This is a genomic window from Archangium gephyra, assembly GCF_049060025.1.
Classification (GTDB): Bacteria; Myxococcota; Myxococcia; order Myxococcales; family Myxococcaceae; genus Archangium; species Archangium gephyra_A.
This window is the reverse complement of sequence record NZ_JBMEQQ010000002.1, coordinates 2,367,159-2,381,505: the sequence shown is the minus strand read 5'-3', so window position 1 is coordinate 2,381,505 and position 14,347 is coordinate 2,367,159. Positions and strand designations below refer to the sequence as shown.

10 protein-coding genes are annotated in these 14,347 nt (G+C 70.0%); 8 read left to right on the top strand and 2 right to left on the bottom strand.

Annotated elements, in window-relative coordinates; translation table 11 throughout:
* Window positions 1-70 precede the first annotated feature (70 nt).
* The 3 genes from ACN28I_RS10250 to ACN28I_RS10240 all read left to right on the top strand — a co-directional run bounded on the left by ACN28I_RS10250 (window position 71) and on the right by ACN28I_RS10240 (window position 2,575).
* On the top strand, window positions 71-1,393 hold the full coding sequence (locus ACN28I_RS10250) for a PhoH family protein (protein ID WP_047858468.1): 1,323 nt from the start codon (window positions 71-73) through the stop codon (window positions 1,391-1,393).
* A 27-nt stretch (window positions 1,394-1,420) separates the two neighbouring features.
* Window positions 1,421-1,744, top strand: coding sequence for a YbeD family protein (locus ACN28I_RS10245; RefSeq protein WP_420941879.1), 324 nt, complete (start codon window positions 1,421-1,423; stop codon window positions 1,742-1,744).
* A gap of 186 nt (window positions 1,745-1,930) precedes the next feature.
* Window positions 1,931-2,575 (top strand): SAM-dependent methyltransferase, encoded by a 645-nt coding sequence (locus ACN28I_RS10240; RefSeq protein WP_420941878.1) that lies wholly within the window; start codon window positions 1,931-1,933, stop codon window positions 2,573-2,575.
* A 96-nt stretch (window positions 2,576-2,671) separates the two neighbouring features.
* Here the strand turns inward: ACN28I_RS10240 and ACN28I_RS10235 are convergent, their stop codons facing one another.
* A complete protein-coding gene (locus ACN28I_RS10235) occupies window positions 2,672-3,766 on the bottom strand; it encodes a diacylglycerol/lipid kinase family protein (RefSeq protein ID WP_420941877.1) in 1,095 nt (364 codons plus the stop codon).
* A gap of 326 nt (window positions 3,767-4,092) precedes the next feature.
* On the opposite strand from ACN28I_RS10235, the gene dnaK reads away from it, so the two are divergent.
* The 5 genes from dnaK to ACN28I_RS10210 all read left to right on the top strand — a co-directional run bounded on the left by dnaK (window position 4,093) and on the right by ACN28I_RS10210 (window position 12,082).
* Window positions 4,093-6,012: a molecular chaperone DnaK gene (dnaK, locus tag ACN28I_RS10230; RefSeq protein WP_420941876.1), complete on the top strand. Its 1,920-nt coding sequence runs from the start codon at window positions 4,093-4,095 to the stop codon at window positions 6,010-6,012.
* Window positions 6,013-6,190: 178 nt separating this feature from the next.
* A complete protein-coding gene (locus tag ACN28I_RS10225) occupies window positions 6,191-6,598 on the top strand; it encodes a thiol-disulfide oxidoreductase DCC family protein (RefSeq protein ID WP_420941875.1) in 408 nt (135 codons plus the stop codon).
* A 54-nt stretch (window positions 6,599-6,652) separates the two neighbouring features.
* Window positions 6,653-9,181, top strand: coding sequence for an AAA family ATPase (locus ACN28I_RS10220; protein WP_420941874.1), 2,529 nt, complete (start codon window positions 6,653-6,655; stop codon window positions 9,179-9,181).
* 14 nt (window positions 9,182-9,195) lie between these two features.
* Window positions 9,196-11,499 (top strand): vWA domain-containing protein, encoded by a 2,304-nt coding sequence (locus ACN28I_RS10215; protein WP_420941873.1) that lies wholly within the window; start codon window positions 9,196-9,198, stop codon window positions 11,497-11,499.
* 13 nt (window positions 11,500-11,512) lie between these two features.
* Complete coding sequence (locus tag ACN28I_RS10210) at window positions 11,513-12,082, top strand: hypothetical protein (protein ID WP_420941872.1); 570 nt, start codon at window positions 11,513-11,515, stop codon at window positions 12,080-12,082.
* Window positions 12,083-12,086: 4 nt separating this feature from the next.
* On the opposite strand, the gene ACN28I_RS10205 is transcribed toward ACN28I_RS10210, so the two are convergent.
* Window positions 12,087-14,276, bottom strand: a complete 2,190-nt coding sequence (locus ACN28I_RS10205; protein WP_420941871.1) for a fused MFS/spermidine synthase — start codon at window positions 14,274-14,276, stop codon at window positions 12,087-12,089.
* Window positions 14,277-14,347 lie beyond the last annotated feature (71 nt).

The following is a 14,347-nucleotide window of genomic DNA, read 5'->3' as shown; positions in this document are numbered from 1 at the left end:
TCGTCAGTCGGAGTCCCGTCGCACGGTCGGTTCCAGCGGTCGCACCCACTACGAGGTCGCGCTCCACACGATGCGAAAGAACTTCATCCTCGACACCAACGTCCTTCTCCACGACCCCCGCTCCATCTACAGCTTCAAGGAACACAACGTCATCATCCCCATCTACGTCATCGAGGAGATCGATCAGTTCAAGCGCGATCTCTCCGAGCTGGGGCGCAACGCGCGGCTGGTGGCGCGCTACCTGGACTCCTTCCGGGAGGAGGGCTCGTTGAAGGACGGCGTGCGCCTGCCGCATGGGGGCGTGCTGCGCGTGTGCTTCACGGACCGGGATCTGCCGCTCTCCATGGCGGACAGCAACCTGATGGACAACCGGATCCTCTCGGTGGCCATCGACTTGATGGAGCGCGAGCCGCAGTCGCCGGCCGTCTTCATCACCAAGGACACCAACCTGCGCATCCGCGCGGACGCCCTGGGCCTCATCGCCGAGGACTACGACGCCGAGCGGGTGGAGATCACCGAGCTCTACACGGGCTTCACCGAGCGCCTGGTCCCTCGCGACATGGTGGACCAGATGTACAAGCCCGGCGCCGAGGTGGAGATCTCCGGGCAGGAGTCGCTCTCGCCGCACCAGTTCATCCTCCTCAAGGACGAGACGAACCCGTCCCACACCGCCATGGGCCGCTTCAACGCGTCCCGGGGCCGGGTGGTGCCGCTGCTGCGCGGCATGAAGTCCGAGGGCGTCTGGGGCATCCGCCCGCGCAACATGGAGCAGAGCTTCGCCCTGGACCTGGTGATGAATGACGAGATCAAGCTCGTCACCATCGTGGGCAAGGCGGGCACGGGCAAGACGCTGCTGGCGATCGCCGCCGGGCTCCACAAGGTGACGGAAGAGGGCGTGTACCAGAAGCTGCTCGTCAGCCGGCCCGTCTTCCCGCTCGGCCGGGACATCGGCTACCTGCCGGGCAGCCTCGAAGAGAAGATGAACCCCTGGATGCAGCCCATCTTCGACAACGTGGAGTTCCTGATGAACCTCAGCCGCGCCGACAAGAAGGCCGGCCGGGGCTACCACGAGCTCATCGACCTGGGGCTGATGGAGATCGAGGCGCTCACCTACATCCGCGGGCGCTCCATCCCCAACCAGTACATCATCATCGACGAGGCGCAGAACCTCACGCCCCACGAGGTCAAGACGATCATCACCCGCGTGGGCGACAATACGAAAATCATTCTCACCGGCGACCCGTTCCAGATAGACAACCCCTACGTGGACGCGACCAACAACGGACTCGTCCACGTGGTCAACCGGTTCAAGAATGAGAAGATCGCGGGCCACATCACCATGGCCAAGGGCGAGCGCAGCGCCCTGGCCGAGCTCGCGGCCAACCTCCTCTAGCCCCCTGCGCCGCACGAGGAAGCAGTCATGAAGGCACACGGTACGGGAGATGGTGTCACCCAGGGCACGGCGGGTGACGGCGAGGAGAAGAAGCCCCTCATCGAGTACCCCACCGTCTATACCTTCAAGGTCATGGGGCGGCAGGAGCCGACGGGGTTCGTCGAGTACGTGCGCGACCTCTTCCGGGGGCTCATGGGCACGGAGATCTCCCCGGACTCCATCCGGGAGCAGCCCAGCAGCAAGGGCACCTACGTGTCGGTGAGCGTGTCGGTGTACCTGCTGTCCGAGGAGCACCGCCGCTCCATCTACGGCCGGCTGAGGCAGGAGCAGCGGGTCGTCTACTACCTGTGAGGGTGGCCCTCCCTCCCGGGTGTACGGGGGGAATTGGCGATTCCGGGCGAGCGGTGTAGAAGAGGCGTCCCATGAGCCCGGCTGAGCCCTTCCCGCTCTACTTCCCTGGTGACGCTCGGCGCCCCTTCAGCTCCGAGGTCGCCACCCGCCGCTTCGCGAAGGTCGCGCAGCTCGAGGAGGGCGGGCGTGTGCTCGAGGCTCGGCTGTGGCCCTTCCGGCCCGGCCAGCGTGGTGCTCGCCCAGGAGTTCGGCTGCTCGGTGGTGGCTGCGGACGCGGACGAGACGCTGCTCATCCACATGCGCGACCGGGTGCGCTCGCTCGGGCTGGATGGACGGGTGGACGTCCGGCGCGTGGACCTGCGCAAGCCCGCCTTCCGGGAGGGCGAGTTCGACGCCATCCTTTGCCAGGGCCGGGTGTTCCTGTCGCTGGCCGATGCCCTGGGCACCTTCCGGCCCCTGCTGGCCCACAACGGCCGGTTGGGCCTCACGTACCCGGTCCGCGTGGGCCGGGTGACGCCTCGGGCCGTGATCGACTTCTGGGAGCGCCGCCTGGGCGCGCCGCTGCTGCTGCCCCGCGAGCTGCTCCAGCACCTGGCCCTGTCCGGCTACGAGCCCGAGTCCGTCGAGTCCCTCCAGGACGCCGAGCTGGATGCCTTCTACCGGGAGCTGGAGCCCCTCCTCGCCAAGAGCCAGGCCGAGCAGGCCACGTGGCTGCGCGAGGAGATGGCCCTGCACCGGGAGAACGGCAAGGCCACCGCGAGCTACGCCTTCGCCGTGGGCCGCCGCCGTGAGCCGGGCGAGAAGCCTCCGCCCACGCGCGATCGCGGTTAGCCCGCGGGCCCGGCAGACCCTCACCCCGGGGGGCTTGCCCCCCTTGAAGCAGGGGGGCTCCTCTCCCAGAGGGAGAGCAGAGGGAGGGCAGGGCGCTCAGTGCACCGCGCCGTGGAAGTCCAGCAGCTCCACCGCCTCGGGCGCCACGCTCAGCTTCACGTCCTCGCGGTAGCCCGCCGCGTCTCCGCCCACGTGGAACGGCATCGGCCTGGCGCAGCGGATGTGGACCTCCTTCGCGTAGAAGTCGTGGATGCCCTCGGGGAACCAGCGGCCCGCCCACAGCTTGTGCAGGTTCGCCAGCACGCTCGTGGCGTGGAGCTGGCCCAGGCGCAGGTGCATCATCCCCCGGCGCTCGCCCGCGAACGGGAACATCCGGAAGCTGTACCCGTAGAAGGGCATCGTCGCCGCCGCCGCCATCATCAGCGAACCCTTGAAGAGCCGCTCCCCCGGGGCGATGGGCGCACCCACCGGGTGGCCGTCCGGCCCCACCCGGTACGCCTCACCGGCCTGGCCGTTGATGACCTCGCACTCCACCCACGTCGGGTTGGACAGGTAGTGGGGCACCGTCTTCAGGGCCACCGCCGAGAAGTAGCCGCCCGCGCCCGTCAGCACCTTCTTGAGCAGTCCGCCGCGGCCCAGGTTGTCCTTCACCCAGAGGTAGTCGTTGAGCAGCTTCCCATCCACGCCCATGCCCGCGAACGCCGTGCGCTGGCCGTCCACCATCATCAGATCCATCCGCCGGTGGCCCGGCACCTCGCCCGCGCGTGCCCGCACCACGTCCTGAAGGATGCCGTCCGCGCCGCCGCCGGCGTTCACGTACGTGGCCAGGCCGTTGCCCGTGCCCAGCTTCAACACCCCGAAGCGCGGCGCGCTCTTGCCGGCGAAGCGGCCCCGCGGCTCCAACTGGCGGAACACCTCGCTCGCGAAGCCCTGGAACGTGCCGTCTCCGCCCCCCGTGAACACCACCGGGTAGTTGCGCTCCAGCACCGTCTGGACGATGCGCCGGCAGTCCAGCTCCGAGCGCGACAGGAAGAGATCCTGCTCCGGCACCACGTGTGAGAGGGACTTCACCAGCTGTGCGTCCACGCGGCGGGCGTTGGCGTTGAGCAGCACCGCGACCTTGTGCTCGGGGGCTCCGGTAACGGACGGATTCTGGCGCGGATCCACGGACCGAAGTGGCTGTACCAGCATGAGGCTGCCTCCAGAGGGGGGTTGGGGCGTCGGGGTTCTCCAGTGCACTTTCTCAGCCAATGGCTGACGCGAGGCGTTATCTCCTAGGGGGTCCAATGGTTTCAGGGGGTTGGCGCGTTTGGAACTGATCGAAAGCCTGGCCGGTTGCTACGTGCGGGTGGCGGAGGTGGAGAAGCTCGTTACGCACCGTGGCGGGCAGGTGGCGCGGAGGTGACGCGGTTTGACGCGGTTTGACACCCCCAGGTGGGTGGTTACGTTGGTCACACATCGGAAGTAATCGACGTTTTCTCGATATTTTCCGCAGTCATTTCGGGAGGTTACACACCGTGGGCAAGATTATTGGCATCGACCTGGGCACCACCAACAGCGTGGTGGCGATCATGGAGGGTCGCGAGCCCAAGGTCCTCACCAACGAGGAAGGCGCCCGCACCACGCCCTCGGTCGTCGCGTTCGCGAAGGATGGGGAGCGGCTGGTAGGGCAGGTGGCCAAGCGTCAGGCCATCACCAACCCTGAGCGGACCGTCTACTCCATCAAGCGCTTCATGGGCCGGCGGTACGAGGAGACCACCGAGGAGGCGAAGCTCGTCCCCTACAAGGTGGTGCGCGGCCCTCATGGCGACGCGCGGGTGGAGGTCGACGGCAAGCAGTACAGCGCGCCGGAGATTTCCGCGCAGGTGCTGCTCAAGCTCAAGCGCGCCGCGGAGAACTACCTGGGCGAGAAGGTGACCGAGGCGGTCATCACCGTCCCGGCGTACTTCAACGACGCCCAGCGCCAGGCCACCAAGGACGCCGGTGAGATCGCCGGCCTCACGGTGCGGCGCATCGTGAACGAGCCGACGGCGGCGGCGCTCGCGTACGGCCTGGACAAGAAGAAGGACGAGAAGATCGCCGTCTACGACTTCGGCGGCGGCACGTTCGACATCTCCATCCTGGAGGTGGGCGAGAACGTGGTCGAGGTGCTCGCCACCAACGGTGACACCCACCTGGGCGGCGACAACATCGACCACACGCTCATGGATTGGCTGATCGCCGAGTTCAAGCGGGACAACGGCATCGACGTCTCCAAGGACAAGATGGTCATCCAGCGCCTGAAGGAGGCGGCGGAGAAGGCGAAGATCGAGCTCTCCAGCACGATGGAGACGGAGATCAACCTGCCGTTCCTCACGGCGGACGCCACCGGTCCCAAGCACCTCAACGTGCGCCTGACGCGGGCCAAGTTCGAGGCGATGATCGACACGCTCGTCGAGCGCTCGCTGGAGCCGTGCCGCAAGTGCCTGAAGGACTCGGGCGTGGACCTCAAGGACCTCAACGAGGTGGTCCTGGTGGGTGGCTCCACGCGCATCCCGAAGGTGCAGGAGGCGGTGAAGCGGCTGTTCGGCAAGGAGCCGAACCGCTCGGTGAACCCGGACGAGGTGGTGGCGGTGGGCGCGGCGGTGCAGGCCGGCGTGCTCGCGGGCGAGGTGAAGGACATCCTGCTGCTGGACGTCACCCCGCTGTCGCTGGGCGTGGAGACGTTGGGCGGCGTGATGACCAAGCTCATCGAGCGCAACACCACCATCCCCACCCGCAAGTCGGAGACGTTCTCCACGGCGGCGGATGGCCAGACGCAGGTGGAGATCCACATCCTGCAGGGCGAGCGCGAGATGGCCGGTGACAACCGGAGCCTCGGCCGCTTCCACCTGACGGGGATTCCTCCGGCGCCGCGCGGCGTGCCGCAGGTCGAGGTGACGCTGGACATCGACGCCAACGGCATCCTCAACGTCAGCGCCAAGGACAAGGCGACGGGCAAGGAGCAGAAGGTCACCATCAGCCACTCGTCCGGTCTGGCGAAGGATGAAGTGGAGAAGATGGTGAACGCGGCCAAGGAGAACGAGGCCGCCGACAAGGCCCGCCGCGAGCTGGTGGAGGTGAAGAACCAGGCCGAGGCCCAGGCGTACGCCGCGGAGAAGATGATCAAGGAGAACCGCGAGAAGCTGTCTCCGGACGCGGTGTCGACGCTCGAGTCGGCCGTCAATGCGCTCAACGAGGTGCGTGAGGGCCAGGACAAGGACGCCATCAAGGCGGCGTTGGATCGCCTCCAGCAGGCCAGCTACAAGGTGGCCGAGGAGATGTACAAGGCCACGGGTGGTGCTCCGGGCGAGGGCGCTCCGCCTCCGGGTGCCGACGCGGGCGCCACGGGCTCGGCTCCGGGCAGCTCGGCCAAGCCGAAGGACGACGTGGTGGACGCCGAGTTCCGCCAGTCGTAATCCGGGCGCTGTTGACGCCCCCCTCACGCATCCCCTCCCTCTCCCCCTGGGAGAGGGTCGGGGTGAGGGTGCCAGTACCTGGGGTTGAACCCACTGAAGGGCCGGCGTTCCCGAGAGGGAGTGTCCGGCCCTTCTGTTTCATTCGCGCCCACCCGGCTCCACCGATATGAGGAGACCCATGAAGGCGCTGACGACGACGCCCCCGGGGCATGACGTCCTCCTGTACGACGGGCACTGCCGCTTTTGCATCGCGGCCGCGAAGCAGTTCCAGCGGCTGCTGGGAGGCCACGGCACGCGGCTGCGCTCGTTCCGGGAGGAGGGGGTGCTGGCCGAGTACCCCGGCCTCCCCCCCGAGCGGTGCGAGCAGGGGATTCAGCTCATCCAGGCGGACGGGCGCATTTTCGAGGGAGCGGAGGCGGTGGTGCAGGCCCTGGGACGCAGGCCGGCCGGCAAGCTGCTCTTCGCCTACTACGTACCGGGGCTGCGGCAGGTGGCGGACTGGCTGTATGGCCTCATCGCCCGCTACCGCTTCCGCATCGCGGGGCGGACCTGCCCGGACGGGGCGTGCGCCGTGCACTTCAAGTAGGACCCCCCCGAGCCCTTCTAATGAGGGTGGGGGGGCGGCTACGATGCGCCTCCCGTGATCCACCCGCCCACGCCCGTCCCACCCCAGGCCGCGCAGGCCTTCCGCCACTTCTTCCAGGAGCTGCGCGAGGCCTACCTCGAGCGTGAGACGCTCTTCACCCAGATCGAGCTGGCCCTGCTGTGCCGGGAGCACGTGCTCGTCGTCGGACCGCCGGGAACGGCGAAGAGCGCCATCGCCTCGGCGGTGCTCGGCCGCATCCTCGACGAGAAGACGGGGCAGCCCTCGCTCTTCGCCAAGCAGATCGCCGAGTCCACGGTGCAGACGGACCTGATCGGCCCGGTGGATTTCAAGGTGCTCACCGAGACGGGCCGCACCGAGTTCATCACCGAGGACGGCATGCTGGGCGCCACCCACGCCTTCCTCGACGAGGTCTTCGACGGGCGCGACATGCTCCTGCGCTCCATCCTCAACGTCCTGCACGAGCGCGAGCTCAAGCACGGGCGCCGGGTGACGAGCGGCCGCATCGAGTGCGCCATCATGACGAGCAACCGCTACCTCTCCGAGGTGCTGGCGCGCTCGCCGGAGCTGCTGCTGGCCTTCGCGGACCGGCTCAGCTTCATCTCCTTCGTGCCCAAGTCCTTCGCCCGGCGCCCCAGCCGCGCGGCCATGCTGCACCGCTTCGCCCATGGCATCCGGCCGGACCTGCGCGCCTCGCTCACCCTGCAGCAGTTGGACGTGCTCCAGGCCGCCGTGGAGCAGGTGACGGTGGCCAGCCACCTGCTCGAGGCCATCGAGATGCTCACCGATGAGCTGGAGCGCGCGCTCACGGCCCAGGTGTCCAAGCTGCCCGACTACGTGCCCACCAAGTACTTCTCGCAGCGCTCGGTGGTGAAGGCGCTGTGGGCGCTCAAGGCCGCGGTGGTGCGCGACCAGCTCTACCGGCGCCCGGACCGGCCGCTCGAGGCCACCGTGGAGGACCTGGACGCGCTGCGCTGGTTCTTCCTGCTCGGCGGGCCCCAGGCGGAGGAGGCCGAGGCGCTCCTCAAGGTGGCGGTGGATCCGCGCGAGCGCGCGCAGTTGGAGATCGTCCGCATCGAGCAGAAGGCCTTCGACGCGGCGCTGGCCAAGGTGCGCGCGGAGCTGGGCACGGGCGTGGAGCGCGAGGCGGCCTCGCTCGGCGCGTCCGAGGAGTCCAAGTCGGTGGAGGCGCTCTCGCGCAACTTCCAGCCCGGCATCGTCACCACCACGGCGCAGCGCCTGCGCGCCAAGCTCGTCCCGGGCCCCCGTCACCCGGACAACCGGGTGGCCCTGCTGGGCGCCGCGCGCGGGCTGCTCGCGGTGGTGGAGCAGCGGATGACTCGCGGCCCCATCGAGGGCCCCGAGGCCCGGGCCGGGCTGGCCATGTTCACCGCGCTCTCGGAGACGGTGGAGCTGTGCCGCCAGGTGCCGGAGCTGCGTCAGCGGCTGCCGGTCCTGTGTGACGCGGTGGGCCGCTTCCTCCTGCAATCGCTCGAGCTGATGGCGCTCAATGCCGAGAGCCTCGCCTTCGACGAGGCGGTGGCGCTGGATGCGCTCGTCGGGCTCACGGACAACCTCTCCGAGGAGCTGGGCCGGGTGGGCGAGCTCCTGGTGCTGCTCTCCGAGGGCAGCTCGGGGACGGTGGCCCGCCTGCGGACCGCCGAGGCCGAGTCGCGCCGCCGGGCCGTGGCCGCCCTCCGCCAGCGCGCGACGAGTTCCTTCCCCGCCACGCGCGCCCGGAGGGATCCGCTCGATGCCCTGTCCGCGGACTCGCGCCGGCTCTCCCAGCTCGAGCAGGCCCTGTGCAGGCTGGACTCCGGGCAGCGCGGCCTCAAGCAGGAGCTGTTGCAGCCGCTCGGCTCCGCCTACGCGCGGGACGTGCTGTCCACCACGCCCTTCGAGCGCATCGACCAGTTCTCGCGCACGGTGCAGACGGTGGCGGAGAACCTGCGGCGCGAGGGCCTGGCCCCGGAGCCCGTGTTCATCGAGTGCAAGGACATCATCGAGACGCGGCTGCGCGAGTACGCGCGGGGCATCGGCCGCGAAGTGGCGAGCCCTCCGCCGGCCCCTCATGCCTCCATCAGCGGCGAGGCCTACAACTTCTACCGGGGCGACTTCTCCACGCAGGTCCGGGATGGCGAGCTCGCCGCGCTGCTCGGGCTGGACGGGCAGCTCGCCTTCGCGCGTCAGGCCTCCGCCGCGTCCTTCCTCTCCGCCGAGCTCCGCGATGCGGTGGCCCGGGTGGAGCTGTCCTTCGTGCAGACGCGCCTCAAGTACCTGCGGAGCTGGCTCACCCAGCTCCTCACGGAGCTGCCGCCCCCGCAGTCCGTTCAGCGCCGCCCCATGGCGGATTCGATCTTCGATCGCCTGGTGAAGAGCCGCTTCCCGCTGCTCGCGCTCAAGGAGGGCGAGCTGGTGCGCATCAAGGGCGTGCTCGGCGTGTTGATCTCCATCCCCGGCGAGCTGGGCGAGAGCGCGCGCAAGCTGGAGAACGTGCTGCGCGGCATCGACGACGACTTCACCCGCTTCAGCAAGGAACTGCTGGAGAAGCGGGCCTCGTTGTGAGGAGGTGCTGAGGCGTGCTCGGCTCGCGGCTCTCACGCTTGAGGCTCCGGTTGGATGCGCTCCAGGGAGCGCCGTCCCAGCCCGAGGGCTTGCGGGGATGGTGGCTCGGGCTCACGGCCCCGGCCGAGGTGGACCTGTCCCTGCCCACCCTGACGGCGCTCGATAGGGCGCTGGAGCGGGTGGGGGTGCACACCCTCGCGGACGCGCGGCTGCTGCTCGAGCTGGGCGTGCGCAAGGGCAGGGTGGGGGACCTCGCCACGGGCTTGAAGACCCGGGCCCAGGAGGCCCTGGAGGAGTTCGAGCGGACGCTCGAGGCGGTGGAGAAGATGCTCCGCGCGGGCCGGCCACCCCCGGGCGGTCGCACGGCGCTGGAGCGGGGCTTCGTCCGGCTCGCACGCGTGCTGCGGGTGGCGGATCTCTTCATGTCCCCCACGCCGCCGCCGAAGGAGGAGGGTTCCTTCGAGATCTTCGCGCGGCCCGGCCCCGTCTGGAACGATCGCGTGGCGCCGAGCACGGCCCGCATGGCCGTGGCCGAGTTCCTCGCGCAGCGGGCGCGCACCAACGTGGAGGATCTGGTCCAGAAGCGGCGTGACCTGGATATCGCCCATGAGATCCTCCTGCGCATCGGCATGGATCACGACCGCGACCGGGGCGTGGCCCTGCGCAGTGAGGTGTCCCAGGCCCGAGATCGCGTCCGGGAGCAGCCGGCGGCGCGCTCCCTGGATGAGCTGGTGCACGAGGTGCGGCGCACCGCGCAGAGGGAGCCCCAGATGGCGTGGCGCTCGCTCCGGGGGCTCTACGAGCGCGCGCTGGAGGCGAACGACGCCCCGTTGGCCGAGGCGGCCCGTGCGGCGCTCGAGCCGCTGATGCCCGACCGGCAGCCCATGCGGGCCATGTTGGAGTCCTCCGAGCGGGATGACCTGACGCGCTGGTTCGGCGAGAAGCCTCCCTCTCACGAGGGCCCCAATGGCCTGCGCGAGGCCCCCAAGGTCTCCAGCGCGGATGATCTGCTCGCGGACCTGGCCTTCTCGCTCAAGCCCGAGCAGCTCTCCGCGTTCGAGCTGGCGGCCGGCTGTGGCCGCTACTTCGACGTGGAGGACGCGCTCACCGAGGAGATCGTCGAGATGAACACCCGCAAGGTGCGGCCCGTGCCGCGGCGGGTGCCATACCCCACCCCGAACATGACGTTCGAGCGCACGGGTGGCCTGCACGAGGTGCACAACTTCGTCATCTCGGACCCGCGGCTGGTGCTGTACGAGCTGGCCGCCCACAGCCAGACGGTGCGCGCCTACCTGGAGGACGAGCCGCCCCCCCGGCCCAAGAAGCTGAAGCGCACCGCCGTGCGCGTGTACGTGTGTGACGCCTCGGGCTCCATGCACGGCGCCCGCGCCCGCTTCCGCGACGCCATCATCATCGCCGAGCTCAACAACCTCCGCGTCAAGGCGCGCAAGGGCGAGCCCTTCGATCCGCTCTACTTCTCCTTCTTCAACGACACCCCCACCGAGCTGGCCCGCGTGGACACCGCCCGCGAGGCCACCCGGCAGATCGAGAAGCTCTTCCGCGACTCGCCCGCCGAGGGCCAGACGGACATCTCCCTCGCGCTCATGTCCGCCTTCGAGTCCATCCGCGCCGCGCAGGGGAGGGATCCGTACCTCGCCCGCGCCACGGTGGTGCTCATCACCGATGGCGAGGACCGCGTCGACCTGGAGCTCATCCGCCGCACCCGCGCCCCCATGGACGCGCTGGACATCTCGCTGAGCTTCATCTCGCTCGGCGAGGAGAACCCGGACCTCAAGTCGCTCGTCATGGAGCAGCGCTCCCGCGGAGGCCGCGCCTTCTACCACCACCTCTCCGACCAGGAGATCCAGTGGGCGCGCACCGAGTTCGACAGCCCCTGGCGCACCCTCCTGCCGCGTGACGTGCCCGTCACCCCGGAGGCCGTCGAGGCGCTCGCGCCCCACCTCCAGGCCCTGGAGGCCCTCGCCGCCGGACGCACGCTGCCCGCCGCCCCCATGGCCTCCGAGGCCTCCTTCGACGCGCTCTTCCCGGAGCTGGAGCGGCTCGCCGGGGAGAAGGCGGCGGAGGCCCCTGGCCCCGAGGTGCTCGCCCGCGTGGCCGACATCCTGGATGCCATCGTGGAGGCCGCCGCGCTCGCTCCCGCCGAGCGCCGTCCCACCGAGGGCCTCTTCCTCCTGCAGCACCTGCTCGGGGTGTACCAGATTCCCCCGGCCCGCTACCTCGCCGCGCTGTCCGTGGGAGGTTCAGAGGTGCACGAGCGCCTCGCACGCGTTCGCCTCCTCTGCCGTCCGTTCGAGTAGGCTGCCGCCAGTCATGCTCTTCGACTGGTTGCGCAAGAAGAAGACGCCCAAGAAGCCCGAGCGTCCCAAGGATCCGCTCGCGGCCTTCGATCAGCTCATCGAGGACCTGGAGCGTCAGGGCGCGGAGATCCGCAAGTCCGCGGCCACGCTGCTGGCGCTCCGGGGCGACCTGGCGCGCTCCGAGGATCGCTACGCCAAACGGCTGGAGGAGCTCTCGAAGCGGCGGGCCCAGGCGGACGCGCAGGGGGAGGGGAAGATCTCCGCGACGCTCGAGCGCGACCGCTCGCAGGCCGAGTCCCTGCTGCTCACCACGCGCGAGTCGCTCCTCCGGGCCGAGCAGGACGGCAAGCTGCTGCTGGAGGCCGCCGCGGACCTGGGCAACCGGGTGGCCGAGCTCCGCATCGAGCGCGAGAGTGCCTCGGCCCGGCTCGCCGTGGGCGGGCTGGTCTCCACGGCCCTGCAGGAGCAGGTGGAGCGCTTCGAGAAGGTGCTCGCCGTGGATGCCGCCCGGGACGAGGTGGAACGGGCCCATGCGCTCGCGGACATCTACCGCGAGGAGCGTGGGGACGCCGTGAAGCCCTGAGGGTTCAGGGCCCGGTGGGAGCGGCCACGGGAGCGGGGGCCTCGTCCGGCTCCTCGCGGATCTCCGGCCGGTTCAGCCCCAGACTCTGCAGGGCCAGCAGCACGCTGCTGCGCTCGTCCGTCCACCGCACGCGCGGAGGTGCGGCGAGGGCCAGCCGGTGCACCGACGCATCCCCGGTCAGGAAGGGCTCTCCCCGGGAGAAGCTCGCGTCCGGGCTGAGCACCGTCCAGAGGGTGGTGAGCGTGTCTCCGTTCATCCCCGTCTTCACCTGGGTGGTGTGCCAGCCGGACGTCCACGCATGCGCGAGGACGATGGGCAGCAGCTCCAGGTGCAGGTTGCTGATGTGCAGCGCCAGCACGCCCCCGGGCGCCAGGTGCCCCTGGTAGAGCGCCATGGCCTCCTCGGTGAGCAGATGGACCGGGATGGCGTCCGAGCTGAAGACGTCTACCGCGAGCACGTCGAAGCCCTGGGCCTGGCCGCGCTCCAGCTCCTGCTCGAGGAGGATGCGCGCGTCTCCCTCCGCCACCTCGACCCGGGCCGGCGTGTCGCTCAGGAAGGAGAAGTAACCGCCCTCGCCCTGGGCCAGGGCGATGACCTGGGGGTTGATCTCATAGAAGCGGAAGGTGTCCCCGGCGTGTCCCAGCGCGGCCGTCGTGCCCACCCCGAGACCCAGCACTCCCACGCGCAGAGAGGGGGGCAACCCCGCCTGCTCCTTGCGCCGCCGCTGCTCGGTGAGCGCCAGTCCCAGCCCCGCGTTGGGCGTGTAATAGGCCGTGGGCGTCAGCTTCCGCTCCGGCCGGGTGTACTGGTAGCCGTGCATGATGATGCCGTGGCGGAGGATGTACAGGTGGTCCTCGCTGCCGCGATTCGACTCCCACAACTGCACCACGCCGAAGAAGCCGCGCCACGAGCCGATCACATAGCTGGGCCTCATCACCGCCTGGCCCAGCGCGCCGGTCACCAGCAGGAGCAGCAGGGCCTGGACGACCCGGAGCGCGGTTCGCGGGAGCGTCTCCTGGCCGGGGCGGCGCAACAGGACGAGCGCGGCCAGCAGGCTGCAGGCGCCCAGCGCGAGCGGGTACTCCAGGTAGGAGCTCAACACGCGCGGAGCCACCAGTTGGACGAGCACTCCGCCGAGCATGCCGCCCACGGACCCCCAGAGGTAGAAGGCCCCGAGGTGGCGTGGCGCGGGCCGCAGCCGGTACAGCTCTCCATTGCAGAGCAGGGCCCCGGAGAAGAGGGCCGCCGAGTGCACGAGGAGCTGGAGGGACAAGGCGCTCTCCGAGCCCCGGTAGTGGAGGGCCGTCGCCCCACCCACCGCCAGCAGCAGGAGCAGCGCGGTGAGGGGCCGCGAGTAGAGCGCCTCGCGCTCGAAGGCGATGATGAAGGTGAGGAGGTAGAGGGCCAGCGGCAGCACCCAGACGAAGGGGCCGGCCGACACGTCCTGTGAGAGCTGGTTCGTCGTGGCCAGCAGCAGCACCGAGGCACACCCGCTCAGCCCCAGCCACGCCAGGGTGCGCCCCACGCCCGGTGAAGGCTGCGGGGCCTCGTCCTCCGTTGGCGCCTGGACGGGCTCGTCCGCCAGGCGCAGCACACCCCGGGCGCACCCCGCGCAGCTCACGGCGAAGAGGAGGAACCCCAGGCCCCACGCCCAGGCCTGGACGCCGCGCCCCAGCCAGGGCTCGACGAGGAAGGGGTAGGCCAGCAGGGCCAGCAGCGAGCCCGCGTTGGAGAGGGCGTAGAGCCGGTAGGGCGAGACGCCCGGCCGCACCCGGCTGAACCAGCTCTGCAGCAAGGGGGCGGTGGTGGACAGCGTGAAGAAGGGCAGCCCCAGGGTGGCCGCGAGCATCGCCAGCAGCCGTGCGGAGGACAGGCCGTCGGTCGTGGGGCGCCACTCGGGCCCGGGCGCCACGGGCGAGCCGTTGAGCAGCACCCGCCCGGCCAGCACCGCCACCGTCACTCCCAGCAGCCCCAGATGCACCTGCGCCTGCCGCCGCGGCGTCAGCCAGCGACCACTGGCGTACGCATAGGCGTAACCGCCCAGGAGCATCGTCTGGAAGAAGAGCATGCACGTCGTCCACACCGAGGGCGTGCCGCCGAACCAGGGGAGCGAGTACTTTCCCGCCAGCGGCTGCACGCCGAAGAGCAGGAAGGCGCCAAGGAACAGGGTGACGGCGTAGGGGCGCGTGGACATGGGGCAGGGGCGAGCATAGCACTCCCACTTCAGGCCCTGTCTCCCCCACCCATCCGCGCTACCGTGTGGCG

Excerpts from the sequence above, each read along its gene's own strand:
- ACN28I_RS10250 (WP_047858468.1), top strand. The coding sequence starts at position 71 with ATGCGAAAGAACTTCATCCTCGACACCAACGTCCTTCTCCACGACCCC.
- ACN28I_RS10245 (WP_420941879.1), top strand. The coding sequence starts at position 1,421 with ATGAAGGCACACGGTACGGGAGATGGTGTCACCCAGGGCACGGCGGGT.
- ACN28I_RS10235 (WP_420941877.1), bottom strand. The coding sequence starts at position 3,766 with ATGCTGGTACAGCCACTTCGGTCCGTGGATCCGCGCCAGAATCCGTCC.
- ACN28I_RS10225 (WP_420941875.1), top strand. The coding sequence starts at position 6,191 with ATGAAGGCGCTGACGACGACGCCCCCGGGGCATGACGTCCTCCTGTAC.
- ACN28I_RS10210 (WP_420941872.1), top strand. The coding sequence starts at position 11,513 with ATGCTCTTCGACTGGTTGCGCAAGAAGAAGACGCCCAAGAAGCCCGAG.
- ACN28I_RS10205 (WP_420941871.1), bottom strand. The coding sequence starts at position 14,276 with ATGTCCACGCGCCCCTACGCCGTCACCCTGTTCCTTGGCGCCTTCCTG.